Genomic DNA, 23,886 nt, shown 5'->3' on the forward strand with positions numbered 1-23,886 from the left:
TCTCATGAACGTGGTCATCATCAATCACAGCGACACGGCAGGCGGGGCCGCAGTGGTCTCGCTCAGGCTGGTGCACGCCCTGCGCCAGGAGGGCGTCGATGCCCGCATGCTGGTCGTCGACCGCCAGGGCATCGACGTTTATGCCCAGCCCATGGGCGACGCCCTTAACAACAAGAAGAATTTCCTGCTCGAGCGCCTGGGCATCTACCTGCACAACGGCTTCGACCGCAGCACGCTCTTTCAAGTCGACACCTGCACCCACGGCGTCGACGCCAGCCAGCACCCCTGGGTGCGCGAGGCCGACGTGGTGGTGCTGGCCTGGGTGAACCAGGGCACCCTCTCGCTCAAGGGCATCGAGCGCATCCACAAGCTGGGCAAGCCCATCGTGTGGGTCATGCACGACATGTGGAACGCCACCGGCGTGTGCCACCATGCCTACGACTGCCGCAAGTATCAGCACACCTGCCAGGCTTGCCCCCTGCTGGGCACCAAGGGCCGCGACCTGTCGACCCGCACCCAGCGCCGCAAGGCCGCGCTCTACAGCCGCGTGCCCATCCACTTTGTGGCCGTGAGCCACTGGCTCGAGGACACCTGCCGCCACAGCTCGCTCATGGCCAGCAGCCAGGTGAGCGTGATACCCAATGCCTTCCCCGTGTCCGACTTCGACTATCATCGCCTGCCCTGCGACGGCTACCTCGACCTGCCGGCCGGCCGTAGCGTGGTCATCATGGGGGCGAGGCGCCTCGACGAGGGGGTGAAGGGCTTCGACCAGCTCATCGCCGCCACGCAGCACATCGCCAGCCACAAGCCCGCGCTGGCCAGCCGGCTGCACCTGCTGCTCTACGGCGACATCGCCCGCGAGGAGCTGCTCGGGCAGCTCGCCCTGCCCTACACCTATGTGGGGACAGTGGCATCGCGCGACGTGCTGAGCCAGCTCTACCGCCACAGCGACATCGTGCTCTCGACCTCGCTCTACGAGACCCTGCCCGGCACCCTGATCGAGGGCCAGGCCAGCGGCTGCATTCCCGTCACCTACGGCAAGGGCGGGCAGGCCGACATCGTCGACCACCTCAAGAGTGGCTACATCGCCGCCTACAAGAGCCCCCAGAGCCTGGCCCAGGGCCTGGAGTGGGCTGCCGGCCAGCCCGTGAGCCGCGAGGCGCTGCACCGCGAGGTAGAGCGCAAGTTTGCCGCCCAGGCCGTGGCCCGGCAGTATATCGACCTCTTCGAGCGCCTGCTCCACGGCAGGCAGCAAGAGCTGCACTCATCCACAATATAACAGAACAACAACAACACTTTTTTTTCAATTCTAAATCATCATGCAAACGGTATTATTCCACAGCACTGTATATGGGCCCATCCACAGCCGCCGGCTGGGCATCTCCCTGGGTATCAACCTCATGCCCAACGACGGCAAGATATGCTCGTTCGACTGCGTGTATTGCGAGGCCGGCTGGAACGCCCAGGGCCAGGGCCGCGACGGCGTGCCCAGCCGCGCCGCAGTGAAACGGGCCTTGAAAAAGAAGCTCAACGAGATGAAGGAAGCCGGCAGCGGCCTCGACGTCATCACCTTCAGCGGCAACGGCGAGCCCACACTGCACCCCGACTTCAAGGGCATCATTCACGACACCCTGCTGCTGCGCAACCAGTATTATCCCGAGGCCAAGGTGAGCGTGCTCAGCAACGCCACCATGGCCGGCAAGCCTGCAGTGAAAGAAGCCCTGCTCACGGTCGACAACAACATCCTCAAGCTCGACTCGGCCATCGCCCACACCATGCGCACCATCAACCAGCCGCTCAATCCAGGCTGCCTGCCCGAGGGCGTGATCGACGACCTCAAGGACTACAACGGTCAGTGCATCGTGCAGACGTGCCTGCTGCGCGGCGAGCACAACGGGGTGAAAATCGACAACACCACCAGCGCCGAGATCGACGCCCTCATCGAGGCCTACAAGCTCATCAATCCCCGCGAGGTGATGATCTATGCCATCGACCGCGCCACTCCCGAGAAAAACCTCGAGAAGGTGACCCCACAAGAGCTCGACGCCATCAAGGCCCGCATCGAGGCTGCCGGCATCAAGGTACAAGCCAACGGCTAAGCACGTGACCGCAAGGGCTCGGGCAGGGGCTCGGGCACCGATGTCGTTCAGTTCAACATAAGCCCTCGAGAGGCGGTCATCTGGTGGACGCTGTGTCATTGGGCCAGCACTATTTAAATGACATCCTCCAGCATTGTGGGGACGACACTTTTTTTTGACTGTGTGAGGAAACAACAAGCCGCCGAAACCCAAGAAAGGTTTCGGCGGCTCTTGCTGTTTTTATCATTGCCAGTGCAGCACCTCATGCGCGCCGGGCGCATGAGGCCTCACTGTGTGCATGCAGTTTTACTTCCAGCCAGGGTTCTGCGTGGTCTTGCTGTTAAGCGTGATCTGCGTTTGCGGCACGGGGAAGAAGTAGTTGCGGCTGTCCCACGTGCGGGTAGCATTGGTAGCCACGGCATAGCCGTTGTCGACCTTCACACTCACATTGGCCACATTGCTCAGGTTGGCACCCAGGTTGATGTTGGGATACTTGCCACTGTCGAGCTTGTCGAGCTGGTGCCAACGCACGAGGTCCCAATAGCGGTACCAGTTGTCGGTCATGAGCTCGCAACGGCGCACGCGGCGTATTTCCCACAGCAGGTTGCTCACGCCCTGGTTGTTGGCCGGGTCGGCTGCCGGGTTGAGCGTCATGTCGGGCAGGCCGGCACGTGCTTGCAGCTTGTTGATCGTGGCATCGAGGTCGCTCTGAGTGATGGTGCCCAGCTCGGCCTTGGCCTCGGCATCGTTCAGATAGATTACAGCCAGCCAGTAGATGGGAGCGTCGGTGTAGCCCGTGCCTATACCGTTGCGGTAGAGCGTGGGGTTGTCGGCACCCATCTCGAGGTTGTCATACTTGTGCACGGTGTAGCCCGTCGACGAGGTCATCTCGGCCAGGCCTGGCGTGCGAGCCCAACCATGGTCCTTGAAGCACACCACCGAGTCGATGATCACGCCCAGGCGCTTGTCGCGGTTGGCGAGCATCTTGGTCACCACATAGTTGCCATTGGCATTGAGGGTGGCCTTGTCGTCGGTGTCGAGCGTGGTGGTAGCCAGCGGCTTGCCATCGCGGAAGAGGAAGGCGTCGACAGCATCCTTGGTGATGCCGCGCTGGGCCGTCGAGCCCGTGGTGTAGTCGACGGTGCTGTGGCCCTGCACATCCTTGGCATAGTTGCGCCAGAAGATGACTTCGCTGTTCTGGCTCAAGTCGAGGCTGTTGTACACGTCGCCATAGTTGGCGCTCAGCGTGTAGCGGCCGCTGGTCATGAGCTGCTCACTGGCATCGACGCACTGGCGCAGGTAGTTGGCAGCGCGGTTCAGGTCGGGAGCCTTGCCGTTCTCGGCCTCGGTGCGGTACTTGCAATAGGTGCCTTCATAGAGGCACACGTCGCTCTTCATGGCCAGGGCCATGTCCTTGCTCCACGAGTTGGCGCCGCGCTGGGCGGTGAGGTTGGCGATCGCATAGTCGAGGTCGGCCACCACGCTGTCGATCACCACATCGCGGTCGGTGCGCTCACCCTGTACAGTGGGATCGGCAGGGTCGATCACTGCATAGTTTTCCCACTGCACATCGCCATACTCGCGCACGAGCTGATAGTACTGCCAGGCGCGGTTGAGGCGGGCAATGGCCATGAAGTTGTTGCGCGTTGCAGCGGGCAGCGACGACGAGGCCAGGCCCACGATCATGTAGTTGCAACGGCGCACCTCGGCGAAGCCGTCGCTCCAGTAACTCGACGTGTTGGGCACCGAGGTGAAGGTCCAGTTGTCGAAGTCGGGGTTGGCCTGGTCGTCGCTCAGGCTCTTGAAGTAGAACCATCCGCCATTGCCGCCATAGCCGTAGCCCGAGTAGTTCTCATACATTGTGTTGCTGTAGGTGAGCACCGAGTTCTCGTTGCTCCAGAACGCCGGATTGTTGACAAACTGCGAGCGAGGCTGCTTATCGAGCATGTCGTCGCAGCTTGCAAGCACCAGCGTCGATGCAGCCAGCATATATAAAATCGTTTTTTTCATATTGCGTTGTGTTGAAAATAATGCCAAAAATAGAAAATAAGTGAGTTAGAATGTGACTTGCAAGCCAAACGACCAGCTGCGGGTGATGGGGTAGGTACGTCCCCAGCCGCCATAGGCAGCACCTTGGCCGGTGTTGATTTCAGGATCGATGGGCAGGTCGCCCGAGCCCTTGTGCAGCAGGCACAGGTTGTTGACGCTGGCATACACACGCAGCTTCTGGATGAAGGCCTTCTTGGTGAGCATTGCGGGCAGCGTGTAGCCCAGGGTCACGTTCTTGAGGCGCAGGTAGCTCATGTCGATGAGGTACTTGCTCTGCGGGTAGAAGTTGTGGCAGCCGCCCTCGCTTGCCAGAGCTGGAACGCTGCCCTTGCCGTCGTTGCCGGGATAGAGCACCGGGAAGTCGTTGCTCTCGCTTATCTCCACGATACCCTCCTCGGGCAGGTAGCGGTTGTAGCTGGTCTGGTGGGCATAGATGGCCAGGTCGCTCACGCGCATCTCGGGCGACATGAAGGCCGAAGTAGTCCACTGCGAACGCTTGCCCACGCCCTGGAAGAAGAGGTCGAGGTCGAAGCCGCGGTAGTTGCCGCCAATGTGGAAGCTGTACTCATAACGTGGCAGGCAGTTGCCTATCACCTTGAGGTCGCCGTGGTCGTCGGCTGTGCCCTTGCCGCCGTCGATCACACCGCTGCCGTCGAGGTCCTTAAACTTGATGTCGCCGGGACCGTACACAAACTGGTCGTTCTGCAGGCCGGTCTGGTCGGCCACGCCGTCGGCATAGATCCAGCGGCCTTTGGCATCCTTGCCCGTGAAGTCGCTCTCGGTGAAGTAGCGGTCGGTCTCAAAGCCCCAAATGTCGCCCCAGGTCTCACCCTTGTAGGCAAACTTGGTGCTGAGCGGGTGACCGATGTTCTTGTCGTTTTTCCACTCGGTAATCTTGCTCTTGCTGTCGGCAATGTTGAAGGTCACATAGGCGCCCAGGTCCTTGTTGAATTGCTTGCGCCAGCTCAGGTTCAACTCCCAGCCGCGGGTGCGCAGCTTGCCGCTGTTGTCGAGAGGAGCGTCGGCACCCACCGATGGCGGCAAGGCGCTACCCTGTGCAAGCATGTCGTTGGTGGTGCGCTGGTACCAGTCGAAGCCCAGGGTCACCATGTCGTTGAGGATGCCCAGGTCAAGACCCACGTCGATGGTCTTGATGCGCTCCCAGGTGAGGCTCGACGACACCCAGAGCGGCATTTCGAACTCGTTGACCTTGGCGCCGCTGGCGTCGAGCCAGTGCACATAGCTCTCATCGATAACATCGATGGTGGAAATGTAAGGCCAGCTCGAGCCCACGTCCTCGTTGCCGATCTCGCCATAAGAGAAGCGCAGCTTGCCGTTGCTCACCTTGTCGCGCAGGCTCTCCCAGAAGGCTTCCTGGCTGAAGCGCCAGCCCATGGAGAAGCTGGGGAAGAAGGCCCACTTGTCGCCGCTGGGGAAGCGCGACGAACCGTCGTAGCGACCGTTGAGCTCCAGCAGGTAGATGCCCTTGTAGTCGTAGTTGATACGACCGAAGTAGCCAGCCGACGAGCGGTCGTTGGTATCGCTTGAGATTCCCCACTTGGTGCGGGGACCGTAGGTGAGGCCCAAGTCCTCATAGTCCTGGTTGTAGAGCTGCGGACGCAGGGCTTTGAAGTAGTCCATGCTCATGTTTTCACCGTTGACACCTGCCATCACGCTCAGGTTGTGGGCATCGTTCCACGACTTCTGATAGGTGAGGTAGGCATTGGCCGACCAGTCGTCGCGGGTGACGTTGTCGCGCCAGGTGTCGGTGTTGCTCTGTCCCACAATCCATTGGGGCGTCACACCGCTCCAGTTGTAGCCATACACCGTGAAGTCGCTGCTGTGGCTGTTCATGTTCTTGATGGTGTAGGTGAAGTCGGCGTTGAGGGTGAGGTTCTTGGTGATGTTGGCACGCAGCCAGCCGTTGAGGCGGGTGTTGTCGCGAGTCACCATTTGGCGGGCAGCCTGCTTCTGCATGGCGACGAAGCGGGTGTCGAGGCCGTCGATGGTGCCGCTGGGCACGAAGAACGAGCCCCAGCGCCATAGGTACTGGTAGATGTTGCTATAGGAGTCGGAACGGCTGAAGTGACGGCGCGTGAAGTTGACGCGGGCACCCACGGTGAGCCAGTCGGTGAGGTCGGTCTGCAGGTTGAGCGTGGCATTGTAGCGCTTGAGCTTGGCCGGGTTAAACTTCATGAGGTCCTGCCTCGAGTTGTAGCCGAAGGCTGCATAGAAGGTGGTGCGGCCGCTCGAACCGCTTATCGACACATCGTGCGAGTTGCTGGGCGCATGGTTGCTGTACCATATATCCTGGATGTCGTAGTCGGCATAGTACATGGGCTGGTTGCCGTTGAAGTAGTAGTCGCCCACGGCGTCCATGCTCTGGTAGGCGGTCATGGGGCCGTAGCCCTTCTTGCCGCCATACTGCTTCTGCCAGGCCTCGGCATAGGGCAGCAGCTTGTCGAAGTACATACCGAAGAGCTCAACCGAGCCACTGCCGGCGCGGGCCTTCGACTCGAGGGCTGCCTTGAGCTGGGTGGGCACGTCGGGGTAGTCGGGCAGATAAGTAGCCTGGTCCCAGGCGAAGTTGTTGCTGTAGTTCACAGTCACACGGTCGCCCTTCTTGCCTTGCTTGGTGGTGATGAGAATCACACCGAAGGCTGCACGGGTACCGTAGATCGAGGTCGATGCTGCATCCTTGAGCACCGTTACCGAGGCGATGTCCTCGCCGTTGATCATGGCCAGGTCCTCGACGGGCACGCCGTCGACCACGATCAGGGGTGCGCCTGTGCCGTTGAGAGAGCCCACACCGCGTATCTGTATCGTGGGCTCGCTGTTGATGTCGCCGCTCGAGTTGAGGATGGTGAGGCCGGGCACTGCACCCTGCAGGGCCTTGGTCACATCCTTCTCGGGGCGAGAGGTGAGGGTCTTATCGAGGTCGACATTGGTCACAGCGCCGGTGAGGTTCACCTTCTTCTGCTGGCCGTAGCCCACCACCACCACCTCGTCGAGCAAGGCGTTGTCGTTGGCAAGCTTGATCTTGAGGTTGTCGCTGGCCTTGCGGGTCACGGTCTTGTAACCGATAAACGACACCTGAATGTTGGCATTGCTGCTGACTTTGAGTGAGAAGTTACCGTTGATGTCGGTCGAGGTGCCGCGGGTAGTGCCAGGTTCTACAACGCTGGCGCCCACCACGGGCTCGCCGTTCTCGTCAACTACGGTGCCTTTCACAATGACTGTGCCGGCATTGGTCGACACAACCTGGGGAGCCGGATCGGCGGCATGCACAGAACCCACGGTTCCGCATGCGAGCATCAACGCTCCCAAAAGAGCTAGTTGTCTTTTCATAAGCGCGCTAAGTTTTAGTTAGTTAGTTAAACATTATATATTATTTTACTGTCTGTCTCAGTGTTCTCGGCAATGTCTCAACAAGAAGTGTCAACACCGCTTGGGCACATTGCCTGCACCCCGCGTGTGCCACGCGCTGGCACTGGCGCACTGGCGATGCATGTTGGGTAATCAGAAGGTAATGTTGGCATTCATCATTTATTTTCAGAGCTGAGCAATTCTTTCAATCCAATCACTCCAGCTTCTCGTTTCCTGTTTATATTGCCCCGTGACAACATGCGCTGTCGCCACACAATGAACCTCGCGTCCAGCAGCTACTCGACACGACAAAGCAAAATTAAGCATAAAAATCGACAATCGACAATCTTTTTCCTATTTTTTTAAGGCTGCCCCCACACAATAGCCGGCTCCACATTAATAATATATATGGTCTCCAGGCAAGCAGGGCAGGTTTCTTGACCTCGTCGAGCGCGCAGCACAAGCCTTTTAACGCTTTTTAACTGAAAAAAATTGCAAAAAGTCTTGCCCGTTAATTGTAATCGTTGTAATTTTGTAACGATTTCAAAAACGAACTTATTTCAAACAATAATTCAGATTTAAAAAAAAGTGGAAACGGCAGTACAACATCTCATCAATCACGGCATACGTCCCTCGGTGCAACGGGTAGCCATCATGCACTACCTGATGGAGCATTTCACCCACCCCACCGTCGACACCATATACCGCGACCTGCTGCCCGAGATACCCACGCTGTCGCGCACCACCGTGTACAACACCCTGCAGCTGCTGCAAGAGCACAACGCCGTGTGGGCCCTGAGCATCGACAAGCGCAACGTGCACTACGACGGCAACCTGAAGCCCCACGCCCACTTCCTGTGCCGCGAGTGCGGGCAGGTGTTTGACATCGAGATCGACGACCACTTGAAATCGCACCTGCACTCCTACCCGGGGTTCAAGGTGGAAAAAGTAGAGCTCAACTACTTCGGCCTGTGCCCCAATTGCAAGGCCAAGCAGGTTGAGAGCCAAAACTGAAAAAAAAACAACGATTCGCAACCTGGCCCCGGCTTGCCGGCCAGCCAGCGCCGAACAACGATAACAACTTAAATTATATTCACATTCACATTTAAAACTATTAGAATTATGGCAAAGAAATGGATTTGCACAGTGTGCGGTTATGTTTACGAAGGTGAAACTCCCCCCGAGTTCTGCCCCCAATGCAAGCAACCTGCATCCAAGTTTAAGGAACTCAAAGAAGACGAAGGCCTACAATTTGTAGCCGAGCACGTCGTGGGCGTGGCCAAGGGCGCTCCCCAAGAGATTCTCGACGGCCTCAAGGCTCACTTCGAGGGCGAGTGCAGCGAGGTGGGCATGTACCTGGCCATGAGCCGCCAGGCCGACCGCGAGGGCTATCCCGAAATCGCCGAGGCTTTCAAGCGCTATGCTTGGGAAGAGGCCGAGCACGCCTCCAAGTTTGCCGAGCTCCTGGGCGAAGTGGTGTGGGACACCAAGACCAATCTCGAGAAGCGCATGATGGCCGAGGCCGGCGCTTGCGAGGACAAGAACCGCATCGCCAAGCTGGCTAAGCAGGCCAACCTCGACGCCATCCACGACACCGTGCACGAGATGGCACGCGACGAGGCTCGCCACGGCAAGGGCTTCGAGGGCCTGTACAACCGCTACTTCAAGAAATAAATCATAATACGCAATTATTCAATTTAAACGAAAAAACACGTTCTCGTCAAGGCGCCGTTGGCCGTGAGCGGCTGGCGCCTTGATTAAAACAAACAAACAAAAAAAAATTTTAGCACAATGAAAGATTTGAAAGGAACAAAGACCGAAAAGAACCTGCAAGAGGCATTTGCAGGCGAGTCGATGGCACGCAACAAGTATACTTACTACGCAAGCAAGGCCCGCAAAGACGGCTACGAGCAGATTGCAGCCCTCTTTGAGGAAACTGCCAACAACGAGAAAGAGCACGCCAAGCTCTGGTTCAAGTACCTGCAGGGCGGTGCCATCAAGGACACCGTGAGCAACCTCAAGGACGCTGCAGCAGGCGAGAACTATGAGTGGACCGACATGTACGACCGCATGGCCAAGGAGGCTCACGAAGAAGGCTTCGAGGAGCTGGCCAAGCTCTTTGAGGGTGTGGGCGCCATCGAGAAGCATCACGAGGAGCGCTACCGCAAGCTCGTCGGCAACATCGAGCAGGGCGTGGTGTTCTCGCGCGAGGGCGACCGCATATGGGTGTGCCGCAACTGTGGCCACATCTCCATTGGCCCCAACGCTCCCAAGGTGTGCCCCGTGTGCAAGCACCCGCAGAGCTACATGGAGCTCAAGGCCGAGAACTACTAACCCCCGGCACTGCAAGCACAGCCAGGCGACAAGAACGAAACGTGAAATCTGTGTGATAAATTAAAACTGTTGTTATGCTCTCCTCTCTTTTACAACCACGGTGCTCTGTGCAGCACCGCAACCGCCTGGCTACAGAATAACACTGACTGAAAAATTATATAGAAACAAAAGAGGATATAGCAAATCTTGCATTTGCTAAGGGAAACGTCCTGGTCGTGATGACCCGGGCGTTTTTCTGTCATGCCTCGGTCATTGTGTCAACCCAGCAAGAGAGCGAGAAACCAGCGAGGCTGCACCGTGTAGTTACTTCATTCACACGGTGCAGCCTCGCCATTGTTCGGGTGCCGGCACTTGCACTATTTCATCACCTTGGCGGCCTGGGTGGTGCCGTCGGTGTAGCTCTGCACGTCGCCCTCGTTGTAATACAAGTAGGCGAGATAGCCGCCGTCGAAGTCCTCGCGGTTGCTGGTGGCATCTTTTGCAGGCACATGGAAGGCCTGCCTGCTTGCATCCCACACAGCCACAGCGCATTTTAACCAAAAAAAACATTAACTTTGCATCCATATAACAGGAAACACATGAGCACGACAAGCCGCACTTTCAACTCGATCGACATAGCCAAGCTGGTAGCCTCGCTGCTGGTGGTGGCCATCCACACGGGCCCCGTCACAGGACTGGGCTACACGCTGCTCATCGACTGGCTGGCCCGCATGGCGGTGCCTTTCTTCTTTGTGGTGAGCGCCTTTTTCTTCTTCGGCAAAGACGTGGGCACACACAAGCTGCTGCACTACGAGCGGCGCATGGCCCTGCTCTACATCTTCTGGCTGGTGGTGGAACTGCCCATGGTAGTCGAGCGCTCGTTCACCCGGCACCCTGGCGACATAGGGTGGGACATGGCCATCTTCATGCGCAACCTGGTGCTCAACAGCACCTTCCGGGGCTCGTGGTTTATCATGGCGCTCATGATAGGCGTGGCGGCCGTCTTCTACCTGTCGCGCTACCTGCGCACCTGGGTCATCCTGCTGCTGGGCCTTGTGGTCTACATCCCCATCACCACGTGCACCAACTATTACTACTATTTCCCGCAGCAGGTGCAGCAGGCCATCGACTGGCACTTGCAAGCCTTCGGGTGGCTGCACAACAGCTTCCTGCCGGCTTTCATCTTCATCGCCCTGGGCAAGCTCATTGCCAACCACCAGCGCGAAATCATGGCCTGGCGCAAGCTCGAGGTAAACCTCGCGCTCGTGGCCTGCCTCGCGGCCTCGGCCATCGAGGTGCTGAGCCACGACCACTACTTCAGCGACCTGTATTTCCTGCTTGTGCCCACCTCGGCCGTGTGGCTGGTGTGGATACTGCACCACGAGGCCACCTGGCACCTCAACTACAGGCTGCTGCGCAACCTGAGCACCATCATCTACTTTTCCCACTTCATCTTCGACTACCTGCTGCGCCACTGCACCACGCTGCGGCACCTGCCGCTCTACCTGGCCGTGCTGGCCCTGAGCGTGGCGCTGTGCCTGGTCATGCGCGCCCTGAGCCGGTGCAAGCCCCTGGCCTGGCTGCGCTATGCCTATTGAGCCGACGCCCCCTGCTGCTGCACCATGTCGCGCAGGGTGTAGACGGCCTCGCGGCCGCAATTCATGAGCAGGTCGAGAATGCTCAAGCCGGGCTGGAAGCCAAACCGCGTGGCCCACAACTGGTAGTAGGGCACGTTGGCTATGGGCAGGCCGTCGGGCTTCTTGCCGCCCAGGCGACCGCGCAGGTCGGTGCTCTGGGCCAGTATCGCCGGCGTGATGGGTGTGGTGACGATGTGGATGGGCAGGTCGAGAAAATCGATGATGAGCTGTTGCAGCTGGGTGTTGAACTCGAGCAGGCTGCGCTGGCCGCCGTCGATCACGGCCTTGAGCTCGGGGGCAATGTAGTCGAAATAGGGGCTCTTGCCGTAGGCCGAGTACAGGGCGCCCCAGTGCAGGTGGCGCCAGTTGCCATGCTCCGATATGGTCACCTCCTGCATGGGCACGGGCATGGCATTGGTGCCGGCAGTGAGGGCCACGGTGAGCTTCTGCACGCCGTTGGGGCCCTCTACCAGGTAGCGGTGATGGCTGTGGCGCAGGGGCAGGTGCCGTTCAAGGGGGTCGATGTAGACACGCCCGGCGGCCAGCATGGCTGCATAGCAGCGCACACTGCCCGCCGTGGTGCTGCCCATCACGATGGGCTTGTGCAGGAGTAGCCGGGTCATTTACTTGTCGGGGTTGGCATCGATGAAGAGGCGGTTCCAGCGTATGTTGCCCGGGAACGCCTTGTCCTTGTCGAAGGAGATGATGACAAACATGGGAGTGCCTATGATGTGGTCCTCGGGCACAAAGCCCCAGTAGCGCGAGTCGCTCGAGTTGTCGCGGTTGTCGCCCATCATCCAGTAGTAGTCCATCTTGAAGGTGTAGCTGCGGGCCGGCTTGCCGTTGATGTAGATGGTGGAGCTTTTCACGGCCACCGTGTTGCCCTCGTAGGTGCGTATCACCCTTATGTAGTAGGGCAGGTTGGCCGTGGTGAGCTTGAGCGTGGCGCCCTTCTTGGGTATCCACAGCGGGCCGTAGTTGTTGTGGGTCCAGGTCTTGCGCACACCCACGGGATAGGTCATCATGTTGTCTTCGTCGGCCATGTCGGCATCGGCCATCACCTGCACTTGTTTCACATAGGGCTGCGCCTTGAGCGTGGCCACCATCTTGCGGGTGAGGGGCAGCACATAGAGCAGCGAGCCGTCGGGCATCTTCTTGCCCATCGAGCCGTCTTCCATCTGGCTCATCGACTGGCCCTCGCGGCTCACGCCCATGTTGTCGAAGAGGCTCTCGGCGATCGCGGTGCCATCGGTGAGCACCACATAGTTGCGCTGCATGTGCATGGGTTCGGGCAGCGCCTTGCCGTTGATGTAGACGGTGCCGTTCACCAGCCTCACGGTCTCGCCCGGCAGGCCTATGCATCGCTTCACATAGGCGTCGCGGCGGTCGACCGGGCGCCACACCACCTTGCCGTAGGTGGCCGGGTCGCTATAGATGGCATCGGCGCCGTAGAGGGCCACCAGGTGGTAGAAGTCGGGGTTGTTGACCTTGGTGGTCACCGTGTCGCCGCAGGGGAAGTTGAAGACCACAATGTCGCCGCGCTGCACCTTGCGCACGCCCTTGAGGCGGTGGTAGCGCCACTGCGGCCACTCGATGTAGCTCTTGATGCCGCCAGGCAGCGTGTTTTGCGCCAGGGGGAAGTGCAGCGGCGTCTGCGGCACGCGCGGCCCGTAAACCATCTTGTTGACCCACAGGTAGTCGCCCGTGAGCAGTGTCTTCTCAAGCGACGACGACGGTATCTGGTAGTTCTGCCCCACAAAGAGAAAGAGGAAGTAGACCAGCACCAGGGCATACACGATGGCATCGACCCAGCTCATGACGGTGCGCACTGCCTGGCTCTTGCTGTATTTCCACCAGTCCCACGGCACATACTGGGTGAGGTAGATGTCGGCCAGCAAGGGCCAGAACACCACTACCCACCAGCTGCCCAGCCAGGCCACCCAGGCCAGAAAGATGACCGACACAATGGCAAAACGCGCCCACCGCGTGGGCTTCACCCGGGCCAGGCGCTCGCGCAGGCTGCCCGATTGCCGCTCCCGGCACGCTTGCTCTGCTTTATCTTGACTGTGATTTTTGTTCTCTTCCATAATATGTTATCGCCTATTCCTATTAATTATAGAGTGCGAATTTACTCAATTTTCATGAAACAACAGCAATTTTCATGCCCCGGGCGCTCGTTTTTTTCAGGTCAACGCCGCCACCTATCCTCATTGCCCGCCGCCGGGCCGCCTGTCTACCTTTGACCCACAATCGTCTACACACACACCCAACACACACCGCAATTATGGAAAACTACGACTTGCTCATGAGCTGCTCGACCAGCGAGATGCTCGACCTGTGGAAAACCGTGATGCGCCTCACCCCGGTGCGGCGCGAGTGCACCATCGAGCGCGACGACGGCATCGACCTCGACGCCCTGCTCACGCTGCACATCAGGCAATGGTATGCCCACCTGCTCGCCACTGCCCCGCCCCTGTGGCTGCCCGTCGACGACCTCAAGGACCACATCACCCTCACGGCCCGCGCCGGCGGCGTGGTCGAGGCTGCCCTGCCGCCCCAGTGCGTGAGGCCCGTGGAGTGGCGCCTGAGCAACTGGAGCCACAGCGTGAGCCACTTTCTCGACCCTGCCAGCCCCCAGGCCCAGGCCCAGTACAGCGAGTGGACCCGCGGCAGCAGCCAGCAGCCGGCCATCGTAGACCACGGCCGTCACCTCACCCTCTACTCGGGCCTTGCAGGCACCGCGCCGCAGCTCGAGATGGCCCGCTGCGTGACACGCCCCGAGCAGGGCGCCTACGTCTTTCACCAGGCCGCACTCTCGACCATTCCAGCCTGGGAGCAAAACGGCCCTCAATTGTTGTAAATGATGCAGTCAAAATGCAACAAAAAGGCAATTAAATTTTTCTAATTTACACAATTGCGATAAAAAAAGTTTGAAATTATTTTGAAACTACCAAAATTGTGAGTATCTTGCCACTCCCAAAGTGGTAGACTAAACTTTAGCATGCTTGCACCTCAAGCGAGAAAAAAAACTATTAAATTTCAAACGATACAATGACAAGCAATCTCTCTCCCCTCGCCAAGCGGGATGAAACCGACATCGCCAATAGCGAGCTGCGCGACCTCGACATTTCCATTGCCCGCTACGTGCTTCCCCGTCTCAAGGAGTTCAGGAAGCAAACCGACCGTGTGCCCAACAACTGCCTCACCATGAAGGAATGGACCGACATTCTCGACAAGATGATCTATGCCATCGACCGCGTGGCCAACGGCACCGAGGAAGACACGCCCGAGTACAAGACCTATGTGAAAGCCGTGTGGAACAACGAGCAAGACATCGCCTACGAGCTCGAGCGCGCCCACGAGTCGCTGCGCCCCATGCAGGAAGGTCTCGACCTGTTTCACAAATATTACCGCAACTTGTGGTGGTAGTGTCGGGAAAAATCGCTAACTTGCGCCTCACAATTACATGTTGAACGGCACTTGTGCCCGAAAAAAGAAAAAAGTGACAAGATGAAATGTTTTCAACACGTCGCCGACATAGGCGACCTGAAAGCAGCTCTCGACGAGGCGCTCGAGGTCAAGAAAAATCGGTTCGCCTATCAGCACCTGGGCAAGAACAAAACCTTGCTCATGGTGTTTTTCAACTCCAGCCTGCGCACCAGGCTGAGCACGCAGAAAGCTGCTATGAACCTGGGAATGAACGTAATCGTGCTCGATGTGAACCAGGGCGCCTGGAAGCTCGAGACCGAGCGTGGCGTGGTCATGGACGGCGACAAGAGCGAGCACCTGCTCGAAGCCATCCCCGTGATGGGATGCTACTGCGACCTGATAGGGGTGCGCTCCTTTGCCCGCTTCAACGACAAGCAGGAAGACTACGAGGAACGCATCTTTGAGCAGTTCAAGCAATACAGCGGCCGCCCCGTCTTTGCCATGGAGACGGCCACCGTGCACCCCCTGCAGGCCTTTGCCGACCTCATCACCATCGAGGAGCACAAAACCTGCCCGCGGCCCAAGGTGGTGATGACCTGGGCCCCCCACTGCAAGCCCCTGCCACAGGCCGTGCCCAACTCCTTCAGCGAGTGGATGTGCGCCACCGGCTACGATTTTGTCATCGCCTGCCCCGAGGGCATGGAGCTCGACGAGCGCTTCACCCACGGTGCCACCATCACCCACAACCAAGACGAGGCTCTGCAAGGGGCCGACTTTGTCTATGCCAAGAACTGGAGCGCCTACCGCGACCCCAACTACGGCAAAATCATCAACCGCGACATGAGCTGGACCGTGAGCGCCCAGAAAATGGCCCTCACCCGCAACGCCCACTTCATGCACTGCCTGCCCGTGCGCCGCAACCTGGTGGTGACCGACGACGTGATCGAGAGCCCGCGCTCGCTCGTCATTCCCGAGGCCGCCAACCGCGAGATAAGCGCCGAGGTCGTCATCAAGCGCATGCTCGAAAGCATGTGACACCCCCCTCTCTCTCTCTGACCAAGAGCAACCACACAATCGCTATTACAAAAAAAAGAAGAAACGTATGAATCACCTTATCCATCACCTTGCCGCCGCCCTGCTGGCCATCCTGCCTGTGCTCGCCACGGCACAGACGGGCTATGCAAGCCTCGACGGCAACGCCGGCCAGAAGCCCGCCAGCCAGAAGAGTACCCCCGCCGACGCCATCCTGGTATCGAGCGACTACGACTATGGCATCTACCTGGGCGCAGGCGGCGTGTTTCCCACCAGCCGCACTGCCGACTACTTCAAGGGCTGCGCTGTGTTCCAGATAGGACTCACCGGCAGCTACGACAACTTCCGCCTCAAGACCGACGTCCACTTCGGCCAGCCCTCGTTCAAGCAAAGCAACATGTGGGACGTGAAAGACGCACAAGGGCACGACCTGCTGCACAACAGCAATGCCGATGCCAGCTACCTGGGCTGGAGCGCCCAGGTGGGCTACACCGTGTGGCAGGGCAACCGCGTGGCCGTGACCCCCAACGTGGGCTGCTACTACAGCAAGTACAGCTGGGACGTCGACAGCCTCAAGTGGGGCGTCGACGAGCAGGGCAAGGAGTTTTACCAGAAAGGCAAGACCTGGAAAGAGAAGAAACACAGCTGGGGCTTCATCGCCTCGATCGACATCGACATCCAGCTCAGCTCCACCGTCACCGCCACCCCCTTCATGGGCAACGGCGACAAGCGCTTCACCTCAAGTCTGCGCATCTCACCCTTCATCACCTATGCCAACTACAGCAAGCACACGCCCGTGATGAAAGGCTGCACCGTGGGCTTCACCGTGAGCTACCTGGGACTGCTGCGCAGCCTCAGCATGTGAGGCCAGGGGCCAGGCACACCACAACAAAGCGCGGCATTGCGATGCCGCGCTTCTTTGTTTTTTTTGCGTCCCGTGTGTCACAAGGGGACAAAAAAAATCCCGGATATCACTATCTGGGATTGCTTAACTAATTAACCTTCTAATACCATTAACATAAACCTTAAACAAAACGAAATAAAAACCGTCTCACGACGCCAGGTATCTCGTAACTTTAAAAACTAATACCATGAAAAACCAATGCAAAAGTAAGCCATATATGTTTTACAACATAATTTTTCGACATAAATCTTGCACTGTTTAAACTTAATTAACATTTCATGCCCACAAAACGGGCATGTTGCTAAAGAAAAAAAGCCAAGGCAGGGCAGCACGCCGCAGGCGAGCATGACTGCCCCGCCACGGCCTCAATGGTTGGTAACAGGCTTCACGGGCACAATCATGATGGCCGCACCGCCGCTGGGAGCCAGATGCACCTTGATCACGTCGCCGCGCTTCACAGCCTGGGTGGTGAAGGTCACGGGGTAGGGATTGGTGCGGTAGTCGGCACCGGGACCGTCGGTGTAGATGCGAGCCGTATAGGACTTGCCCTGGTCCAGGAAGTCGAGCTTCAGGTCCAGGTCGCGTGCCGTCTCGTCGGTGGCACTGCCCACACACCAGTTGTCGCTGTCGCGGTCCTTGCGGGCTATGGTCAGGTAGTTGCCTATCTTGGCGTTGAGCACAACGGTGCGCTCAAAGTTGGTGGGCACGTCCTCGATAAACTGGAAGGCGGGCTGGCCCTCATAGTTTTCAATCTCGTCGGCAGCCATCTGCCAGGGCGTGTAGAGCAGCACATACTCGGCCAGTTGCTTGGCCAGGGTGGTCTGCGGGTGAGTGCCCGGCATGGCCTTGTTGGCAAAGTTGAAGATGCCCGGCGTGAAGTCCATCGAGCCTGCCAGGCCGCGGGTGAAGGGCAGCACCGTCACGTGGTAGGGCGGATTGCCGCCGTCGGCGCTCCAGGCATTCCACTCCTGCCCGCGGAAGCCCTCGCCCGAAATCAGATTGGGATAGGTGCGGCACAGGCCCGAGGGCATGGCCGGCTCGTGGTTCACCACCATGATGTGGTGGCGCGCCGCAGCCTCTATCACCTTCAGGTAGTGGCGTATGCCGTATTGCGAGTGCTGGTCTTCTTTCTCGTCCATGAGCGGGTGCACATAGCCCGTCTTCACCGCGTGTATGCCCATGCGCTCATAGAGCGAGAAGGCGGCCTCGAGCTGGTCTTCATAGGTCTTGGCAAAGCCGCCCGTCTCGTTGTGGGCAATCAGGCTCACGCCGCGCGACAGGGCATAGCGCTGCAGGCCCTCGAAGTCGTAGTCGGGATAGGGCTTGGTGTAGTCAAACTTGTTGTCGCGGGCCCAGTCGCCGTCCCAGCCATAGTTCCAGCCCTCCACGAGCACGCCCTTCATGCCGTGGGCGGCGGCAAAGTCGATGTAGCGCTTGGTATTGGCCGTGGTAGCCCCGTGCTTGGGGCCCTGGCTCCAGGTGTAGTCCTTCATGTGCATGCCCCACCATATACCCACATACTTGCCACAGGTGATCCAGCTCGTGTCGGCAATCTTGCACGGCTCGTTGAGGTTGAGCATGAGCCGCGAGGTGATGAGCTCGCCGGGCGTGCGGGCAATGATGCACGTGCGCCAGGGCGTGGCCATCGGGGCGTGGCCGTACACCTTCACACCGTTTTTCCAGGGCGTGAGCGAGGCCACAAGCGTCACTGCCGCGCCCGGCAGGTGCCGCGGCGTGTAGTTGAGGCTGGCATAGTCTACAAGCGCGGCGTCGTGCAGCACCATGTAGAGCGAGTCGCTCACCTCGATGGTCACGGGCGTGCTCACCTCGGGCTTCTGGCTGAGCGGCGCCTTGGTCCACAAGGCCTCATAGTAGGTGGTGCCCTGCGTGGGTATGGTCCAGGCCTGGGCATCGACTGGCATGGCCACCTGCGTGAGCTCGTCGAGTATCTGGAACTCGCCCAGCCCCGCCTGCTTGGGAAACTCGTAGCGCAGCCCTAAGCCGTCGTCAAACACGCGCAGCACCACATCCAGCCGCAGCTTAGCGCCACGCCGCTGCCGCAGGCACAGGCGCAGCTCGTTGTAGTGGTTGACCACGTCTTTGTCCTCGCCCCACACCTGCGTCCACGTCTCGCACTTGGTGTCGCGCTTGCTCGCTATCACCTCAAAGCCGTCTTTGAGCGAGCCCTTGTCGAGCTCAAAGCCCAGGTAGGAGGGGTTGATGACCGCGCGGCCGTCGCGCGCCACACTGTAGAAGGGCTTGCCGCCCTTGAGCCCGGCAGTAACCTTGATGTGGCCGTCGGGCGAGCTCACAACCTCGTGGGCCAGGGCAAGCGGCATGGCCACTACGGCAGCCGCCAGCACAACTATCAATTTCATTGTAGTCATAGCTATATATATATTGAATTTAGTTTATGAATTTTCCATCGCGTCGAGCTCCTGCATCAGCAAGGCGGGTACAGAGCGCCCGACCAAGGCAAAGTTAAAAAAATTATGCCAACTGGCACAGCTTTTCTCAACACTTTTTTAACCACCAGCAGCCCAGGTTGCACTATCTTTGCACTCGAGAAATCAACAGTAAAACTGCATAAAAAAAACATGGAAAAAAGTTACGTTCTTCTGGCCGATGGCTTTGAAACCATCGAGGCCTTGACCCCGGTCGACATCTTCCACCGCCTGGGGCTCGACATCGTGCAAGTGTCTACCACGGGCAGCCTGCAAGTGGCGTCGTCTCACCTGGTGCACGTCACGGCCGACTGCACCCTCGACCAGGCCGACATGAGCCAGGCCGCGCTCATCTACCTGCCAGGCGGCTACCCCGGCTATGTGAACCTGTGCAACAACGAGCAGGTGGTTGACCTGGCCCGCCGCCAGTACCAGAGCGGCAGGCTGCTGGCCGCCATATGCGGTGCACCCATGGTGCTCCAGGCGGGCGGCATCGCCACTGGCAGCAACATCACCTGCCACCACAGCGTGAAAGACAAAATCAACGACTACAACATCGTCCCCGACCGCGTCGTGGTCGACCGCAACCTGGTCACCGGCGCCGGCGCCGGCCTCTCGCTACAGCTCTCAGTCACCCTGGCCGCCATGCTCCTGGGCGACGACGAGCGCATCGATCACCTCTACCACTCCCTCGAGCTCAAGTAGAGCACCCCAGGGGCGGGGCAGATGCTCTGAATCGGGAAAACATGAGAAAAAAAAAGAAATGAAGGCTTTCATTTGCATTAATGCATTTGGAAGCCTTCATCTGCCGTTTCCTTTCGATCTTCACATTCACATGCTACGTCTCAAGACCACGGCGTAGGGAAATTTAGACTAAATGATTTGTAAATAATGCAACGCGTCAGTTGAGCGGTGCATTATAAAAGAGTTCACACGCTTTTCTGGTTACAAATATAGTGATTCTCGGCATATAGTGGCAAACAAATTCACCTTTTTTTTTACCTAATCTCTTAAAAAATTGCAATTTATGCTCTACAACATAGTTGCACGACACATTTCTACCCCTCTCGGTAGGGACCACTCTCCGCCACCCCTGCCACATGCCGCCACACAGCTGCCCGCAAAAACCGAGGCTGGAAGAAAAAAACGGGCAGTGAATTTTTTTTTTTTGCATTGTAAAAGAATTTGTACTACCTTTGCAACGCTTTCGGCGGCACAACAACACCGATAGCGGTCCCTTAGCTCAGTTGGTTAGAGCAACTGACTCATAATCAGTGGGTCGTCGGTTCAAGCCCGCCAGGGACCACACAAAAAGTATTGCCAAGCAACTGTCATCCAGCTGTTTGGCAATTTCTTTTTCAGGACCATGCCACTCAAGAAACAAGCACCTCTGGGGCACTAATTGCAGGCGCGCACGCTACTCGACGGCAAAGTCGGCACGCAGAGGGGTGTGGTCGGCAGCATCGCCCACCAGCAGGGTGCGCCGGCCGTGCGACACTTGCCAGCCGCCGCCCGCTTCGTCCCAGTACTGGAAGTCGTGGCCGCCCAGCACCACACTCACCTCGCGGCTCTCGCCTGGCTGCAGCTCAACGCGGGCAAAGCCGCGCAGCTCCTTGACCGGCATGTCGACCGTGGTGCTGTGGTCGCTCACATAGAACTGCACCACCTGGGCACCTGCACGGCGGCCGGTGTTGGTGACCGTGACGGTGGCCGTGATGCTGTCGGGGGCGGCCACACGGCGCTTGTCGAGCCGCAAGCCACTCATGGCAAAGGTGGTGTAGCTCAACCCGTGCCCGAAGGCAAACAGAGGCTTCACGCGGTGCTTGTCGGCCCAGCGGTAGCCCACATAGATGCCCTCCTTGTACTGCTCGTCGATGATGTTGTGACCCGGGCGCCAGGTGCCCGGATAGGCACCCAGGGCGTGAGCGCCCACGTCGGCCAGGCGACGGGGCCACGTGAAGGGCAGGCGGCCCGAGGGGTTGACATCGCCAGCAAGCACGGCGGCAAGGGCCGTGCCGGTCTCGCTGCCCAGGTACCAAGCCTGCACGATGGCAGCCACCTTGTCGCTCCAGGGCATGGCCACCGCATTGCCCGAGATGTTGACAAACACCACATTGCTGTTGACCCGTGCCAGGGCTTCGACCAGCGAGTCCTGGCCGTAGGGCAGGCCGTAGTCGAGGCGGTCGTGATCCTCGCAGTCCTGGTGCTTGCTCTTGTTGAGGCCGCCCACAACGATCACATAGTCGGCTCCCCGGGCCTTGTCGACGGCCTCGGCCACAAGCTGGGCCGCGCTGCGCGTCTCGGCAAGCGACTGCCTGGCCGTGACGCCGTTGTAGCTGCCTGTGGTGTCGCCCACATAGCCGCGGGCATAGTCGACCTGCACAGCACTGCCCAGGCGGGCCTTGAGCCCGTCGAGAGGCAATATCTCGCGTTGCGCCTTGAGCGAGCTGCTGCCGCCGCCCACAGTCATCATCTTGATGGCGTTTTCCCCCACCACAAGCAGGCGCCGGGTGCCGGCCTTCAAGGGCAGCACGCCGCGCTTGTTCTGCAAGAGCACGATACCCTGCTCGGCAATCGTGCGGGCAGCATCGTAGTGGGCCTCGCTGCACAAGAAGCCGTGGCCGCTCTTGCGGGCCATGGTGGTGCGGTAGTACAGGCGCAGCACGCGACGCACCTTGTCGTCGAGCTCGCGGGTGGTGTACTTGCCGCTCACGATGCCGGCGCGGTAGGCCATGGCCATGTAATACATGTCGTAGGCGTTCTTGGCCCCGGCGCTCAAGCCGTTGGTCCACGTGCCAAACTCCATGTCGAGGCCGTTTTTCACAGCCTGGTCGGTATCGTGAGTGCCGCCCCAGTCGCTCACCACCACGCCGTCGTAGTTCCACTCGCCCTTGAGCAGGTCGACGAGCAGGTAGCGGTTGTGGCAGTTGTGCTGATCGCGGTAGAGGTTGTAGGCGCCCATCAGGCCCCAAGTGTGACCGCGCTTGACTGCGGCCTCAAAGGCCGGCAGGTAGATCTCGCGCAGGGCGCGGTCGCTCACGGTCACGTTCACCTTGAAGCGGTTTTCCTCGTCGTTGTTCAGGGCGAAGTGCTTCACGCAGGCAGCCACGCCGTTGCTCTGCAGCCCCTGAATGTAGGGCACCACCATGGCCGAGGCCAGGCAGGGATCCTCGCCCATGTACTCAAAGTTGCGGCCGCCCAGCGGCGTGCGGCACATGTTCACGCCAGGGCCCAGTATCATGTTCTTGCCGCGGTACAGGGCCTCCTCGCCCAGGCTGCGGCCATAGAGCCTGGCCATCGACGGGTTCCACGTGGCGGCCAGGCAGGTGAGGGCCGGGAAGGCCACACACGAGTCGTTGGTGTGGCCAGCTTGTTGCCACTCGTCCCACAGCACGTCGGGGCGCACCCCGTGAGGGCCGTCGTCGGTCCAGAAGTCGGGCAGGCCCAGGCGCTTCACCCCAGGGGCCGAAAACTTGCTCTGCGCGTGTATCACGGCAATCTTCTCGTCGAGGGTCATGCGGCTCAGGGCATCGTCGATGCGCTTTTCCACAGGCTGCCGCTCGTCGAGGTACACAGGTAGTTGCTCGCCTGCGGCAGGCGCGAGGACTGTCGCAAGCAAGAGGCATAATGTAATGATTTTTTTCATGAGTTTATACTGTTGTTGTGTTGATGTTGCAGGTTAATCGAGCACGGTGGCGCAAATTTAAGCACAACGGGCTCACTTTTCCAAGCCCCAGGGCGCCTGAACACAAGCAAGCAGCTACTACAAAAACTCACTTTTGTGCAATAATGTATTTTGGCACAGCGTCTTGCACATTGGTGCCTATCACCTCGCTGGCTATGGCCTTCACCTCGGGGAAGGCATTGCCCACGGCCACGCTCCACGAGGCCGCCCGCATCATGGGCATGTCGTTGCGGTTGTCGCCAAACACAACCACACGTGTAGCCTGCGTCGTGGCGGCCACACGCTCGATGGCCGCAGCCTTGCTCACGCCGGGCGCATAGATCTCGAGTATGCCCGACCGGGGGTCGAAGATGTCGTGATAGAGCACCGCCGTACACTCGGCCTGGGCCTTGACCTCGTCGCACACGGGGCGCAGCAACTCGTAGTCCTGCATCGAGAAGATGAGCATGGCCTCGCCGGCGGCACTGCTGCCCTCGCCGCACGGGTCGCAGTCGAGAAAGAAGCGCTTGAGCTCAAGCCCCGTGCGCTCGGCCACAAACTGGCGCTCCTGCCCCGAGAGGGGGCTGCCGTCGTGGCAGGCGTGTATCATGCGGCCGTGGCGGCGGTACACAAAGGGGGCGAGGCCGTGGCGGCGGTACACCCCCACGACGCGCCGCACCGTGGCCTCGTCGATGACCTCGACGTGGGCATAGTCGCCGCGGCAGTTGTCCCACAGGGCTGCGCCGTTGAGGCAGATGTAGGGCAGACGCGTGTCGACACCGCTCATGAGCGGCACCACGGTGGCCGGCGTGCGCGCAGTGGCCACCGTGAAGAGCACACCGCCGGCAATGGCGCGGTTCAACATGAGTGCCGACGCTGCCGAGAGGCGCGAGTCGCTGCCCAGCAGCGTGCCGTCCATGTCGCTCACATAGAGGGTGGAGGGCTTGATATTGTCGTTGTGCATCATTTC

General features: G+C 59.4%; 19 protein-coding genes and 1 tRNA gene. 12 read left to right on the plus strand and 8 right to left on the minus strand.

Annotated elements, in window-relative coordinates; genetic code table 11:
- The first annotated feature begins 4 nt into the window (after positions 1 to 4).
- Both GF423_RS06225 and GF423_RS06230 read left to right on the plus strand, forming a co-directional pair.
- Complete coding sequence (locus GF423_RS06225; RefSeq protein WP_154327534.1) at positions 5 to 1,279, plus strand: glycosyltransferase; 1,275 nt, start codon at positions 5 to 7, stop codon at positions 1,277 to 1,279.
- Positions 1,280 to 1,319: 40 nt separating this feature from the next.
- The gene (locus tag GF423_RS06230) at positions 1,320 to 2,099 is read left to right on the plus strand and encodes a radical SAM protein (protein ID WP_154327535.1); all 780 of its coding nucleotides are present in this window, start codon (positions 1,320 to 1,322) and stop codon (positions 2,097 to 2,099) included.
- A 285-nt stretch (positions 2,100 to 2,384) separates the two neighbouring features.
- Here the strand turns inward: GF423_RS06230 and GF423_RS06235 are convergent, their stop codons facing one another.
- A complete protein-coding gene (locus tag GF423_RS06235; protein WP_154327536.1) occupies positions 2,385 to 4,088 on the minus strand; it encodes a RagB/SusD family nutrient uptake outer membrane protein in 1,704 nt (567 codons plus the stop codon).
- Positions 4,089 to 4,133: 45 nt separating this feature from the next.
- The gene (locus GF423_RS06240; RefSeq protein ID WP_154327537.1) at positions 4,134 to 7,475 is read right to left on the minus strand and encodes a SusC/RagA family TonB-linked outer membrane protein; all 3,342 of its coding nucleotides are present in this window, start codon (positions 7,473 to 7,475) and stop codon (positions 4,134 to 4,136) included.
- Between the two features lie 606 nt (positions 7,476 to 8,081).
- Between GF423_RS06240 and GF423_RS06245 the strand changes: the two genes are divergently transcribed.
- From GF423_RS06245 to rbr, 3 genes are all read left to right on the plus strand, one after another.
- Positions 8,082 to 8,507, plus strand: a complete 426-nt coding sequence (locus GF423_RS06245; RefSeq protein ID WP_154327538.1) for a Fur family transcriptional regulator — start codon at positions 8,082 to 8,084, stop codon at positions 8,505 to 8,507.
- A gap of 108 nt (positions 8,508 to 8,615) precedes the next feature.
- Complete coding sequence (locus GF423_RS06250) at positions 8,616 to 9,167, plus strand: NADH peroxidase (protein WP_154327539.1); 552 nt, start codon at positions 8,616 to 8,618, stop codon at positions 9,165 to 9,167.
- A gap of 117 nt (positions 9,168 to 9,284) precedes the next feature.
- Positions 9,285 to 9,827: a rubrerythrin gene (rbr, locus tag GF423_RS06255; RefSeq protein WP_154327540.1), complete on the plus strand. Its 543-nt coding sequence runs from the start codon at positions 9,285 to 9,287 to the stop codon at positions 9,825 to 9,827.
- Between the two features lie 356 nt (positions 9,828 to 10,183).
- Here the strand turns inward: rbr and GF423_RS06260 are convergent, their stop codons facing one another.
- Positions 10,184 to 10,351, minus strand: coding sequence for a hypothetical protein (locus tag GF423_RS06260; protein WP_154327541.1), 168 nt, complete (start codon positions 10,349 to 10,351; stop codon positions 10,184 to 10,186).
- 54 nt (positions 10,352 to 10,405) lie between these two features.
- On the opposite strand from GF423_RS06260, the gene GF423_RS06265 reads away from it, so the two are divergent.
- Entirely contained in the window at positions 10,406 to 11,404 is a 999-nt protein-coding gene (locus GF423_RS06265) for an acyltransferase family protein (RefSeq protein WP_154327542.1), read from the plus strand.
- On the opposite strand, the gene GF423_RS06270 is transcribed toward GF423_RS06265, so the two are convergent.
- On the minus strand, positions 11,398 to 12,066 hold the full coding sequence (locus GF423_RS06270) for a WbqC family protein (RefSeq protein ID WP_154327543.1): 669 nt from the start codon (positions 12,064 to 12,066) through the stop codon (positions 11,398 to 11,400). The genes GF423_RS06265 and GF423_RS06270 overlap by 7 nt on opposite strands.
- Positions 12,067 to 13,449, minus strand: a complete 1,383-nt coding sequence (gene lepB / locus GF423_RS06275) for a signal peptidase I (protein ID WP_394367028.1) — start codon at positions 13,447 to 13,449, stop codon at positions 12,067 to 12,069. It abuts the gene before it with no gap.
- Positions 13,450 to 13,727: 278 nt separating this feature from the next.
- Here lepB and GF423_RS06280 point away from each other — a divergent pair, with 278 nt between their 5' ends.
- The 4 genes from GF423_RS06280 to GF423_RS06295 all read left to right on the plus strand — a co-directional run bounded on the left by GF423_RS06280 (position 13,728) and on the right by GF423_RS06295 (position 16,769).
- Positions 13,728 to 14,303 (plus strand): hypothetical protein, encoded by a 576-nt coding sequence (locus tag GF423_RS06280; protein WP_154327545.1) that lies wholly within the window; start codon positions 13,728 to 13,730, stop codon positions 14,301 to 14,303.
- A gap of 191 nt (positions 14,304 to 14,494) precedes the next feature.
- Entirely contained in the window at positions 14,495 to 14,872 is a 378-nt protein-coding gene (locus GF423_RS06285) for a hypothetical protein (RefSeq protein ID WP_154327546.1), read from the plus strand.
- 81 nt (positions 14,873 to 14,953) lie between these two features.
- A complete protein-coding gene (locus GF423_RS06290) occupies positions 14,954 to 15,907 on the plus strand; it encodes an N-acetylornithine carbamoyltransferase (RefSeq protein WP_154327547.1) in 954 nt (317 codons plus the stop codon).
- A 67-nt stretch (positions 15,908 to 15,974) separates the two neighbouring features.
- Positions 15,975 to 16,769, plus strand: coding sequence for a hypothetical protein (locus tag GF423_RS06295; protein WP_154327548.1), 795 nt, complete (start codon positions 15,975 to 15,977; stop codon positions 16,767 to 16,769).
- A 404-nt stretch (positions 16,770 to 17,173) separates the two neighbouring features.
- Here the strand turns inward: GF423_RS06295 and GF423_RS06300 are convergent, their stop codons facing one another.
- Positions 17,174 to 19,186 (minus strand): glycoside hydrolase family 97 protein, encoded by a 2,013-nt coding sequence (locus GF423_RS06300; RefSeq protein WP_317162466.1) that lies wholly within the window; start codon positions 19,184 to 19,186, stop codon positions 17,174 to 17,176.
- A 219-nt stretch (positions 19,187 to 19,405) separates the two neighbouring features.
- Between GF423_RS06300 and GF423_RS06305 the strand changes: the two genes are divergently transcribed.
- Together GF423_RS06305 and GF423_RS06310 are read left to right on the plus strand one after the other, a co-directional pair.
- Positions 19,406 to 19,957 carry a DJ-1 family glyoxalase III gene (locus GF423_RS06305; RefSeq protein ID WP_206113404.1) on the plus strand — a complete coding sequence of 184 codons (552 nt, stop codon included), beginning with the start codon at positions 19,406 to 19,408 and terminating at the stop codon, positions 19,955 to 19,957.
- 527 nt (positions 19,958 to 20,484) lie between these two features.
- Positions 20,485 to 20,558, plus strand: a tRNA-Ile gene (locus GF423_RS06310).
- Positions 20,559 to 20,669: 111 nt separating this feature from the next.
- Here GF423_RS06310 and GF423_RS06315 read toward each other — a convergent pair.
- Complete coding sequence (locus GF423_RS06315; RefSeq protein ID WP_154327551.1) at positions 20,670 to 22,898, minus strand: glycoside hydrolase family 3 C-terminal domain-containing protein; 2,229 nt, start codon at positions 22,896 to 22,898, stop codon at positions 20,670 to 20,672.
- 127 nt (positions 22,899 to 23,025) lie between these two features.
- Positions 23,026 to 23,883 carry an HAD hydrolase family protein gene (locus GF423_RS06320; protein WP_154327552.1) on the minus strand — a complete coding sequence of 286 codons (858 nt, stop codon included), beginning with the start codon at positions 23,881 to 23,883 and terminating at the stop codon, positions 23,026 to 23,028.
- Positions 23,884 to 23,886 lie beyond the last annotated feature (3 nt).

The organism is Sodaliphilus pleomorphus (genome assembly GCF_009676955.1).
Classification (GTDB): Bacteria; Bacteroidota; Bacteroidia; order Bacteroidales; family Muribaculaceae; genus Sodaliphilus; species Sodaliphilus pleomorphus.

Coding starts and splice junctions, on each gene's coding strand:
- GF423_RS06225 (WP_154327534.1), top strand. CDS start 5: ATGAACGTGGTCATCATCAATCACAGCGACACGGCAGGCGGGGCCGCA.
- GF423_RS06230 (WP_154327535.1), top strand. CDS start 1,320: ATGCAAACGGTATTATTCCACAGCACTGTATATGGGCCCATCCACAGC.
- GF423_RS06235 (WP_154327536.1), bottom strand. CDS start 4,088: ATGAAAAAAACGATTTTATATATGCTGGCTGCATCGACGCTGGTGCTT.
- GF423_RS06240 (WP_154327537.1), bottom strand. CDS start 7,475: ATGAAAAGACAACTAGCTCTTTTGGGAGCGTTGATGCTCGCATGCGGA.
- GF423_RS06250 (WP_154327539.1), top strand. CDS start 8,616: ATGGCAAAGAAATGGATTTGCACAGTGTGCGGTTATGTTTACGAAGGT.
- rbr (WP_154327540.1), top strand. CDS start 9,285: ATGAAAGATTTGAAAGGAACAAAGACCGAAAAGAACCTGCAAGAGGCA.
- GF423_RS06265 (WP_154327542.1), top strand. CDS start 10,406: ATGAGCACGACAAGCCGCACTTTCAACTCGATCGACATAGCCAAGCTG.
- GF423_RS06270 (WP_154327543.1), bottom strand. CDS start 12,066: ATGACCCGGCTACTCCTGCACAAGCCCATCGTGATGGGCAGCACCACG.
- GF423_RS06280 (WP_154327545.1), top strand. CDS start 13,728: ATGGAAAACTACGACTTGCTCATGAGCTGCTCGACCAGCGAGATGCTC.
- GF423_RS06285 (WP_154327546.1), top strand. CDS start 14,495: ATGACAAGCAATCTCTCTCCCCTCGCCAAGCGGGATGAAACCGACATC.
- GF423_RS06290 (WP_154327547.1), top strand. CDS start 14,954: ATGAAATGTTTTCAACACGTCGCCGACATAGGCGACCTGAAAGCAGCT.
- GF423_RS06295 (WP_154327548.1), top strand. CDS start 15,975: ATGAATCACCTTATCCATCACCTTGCCGCCGCCCTGCTGGCCATCCTG.
- GF423_RS06300 (WP_317162466.1), bottom strand. CDS start 19,186: ATGAAATTGATAGTTGTGCTGGCGGCTGCCGTAGTGGCCATGCCGCTT.
- GF423_RS06305 (WP_206113404.1), top strand. CDS start 19,406: ATGGAAAAAAGTTACGTTCTTCTGGCCGATGGCTTTGAAACCATCGAG.
- GF423_RS06315 (WP_154327551.1), bottom strand. CDS start 22,898: ATGAAAAAAATCATTACATTATGCCTCTTGCTTGCGACAGTCCTCGCG.
- GF423_RS06320 (WP_154327552.1), bottom strand. CDS start 23,883: ATGATGCACAACGACAATATCAAGCCCTCCACCCTCTATGTGAGCGAC.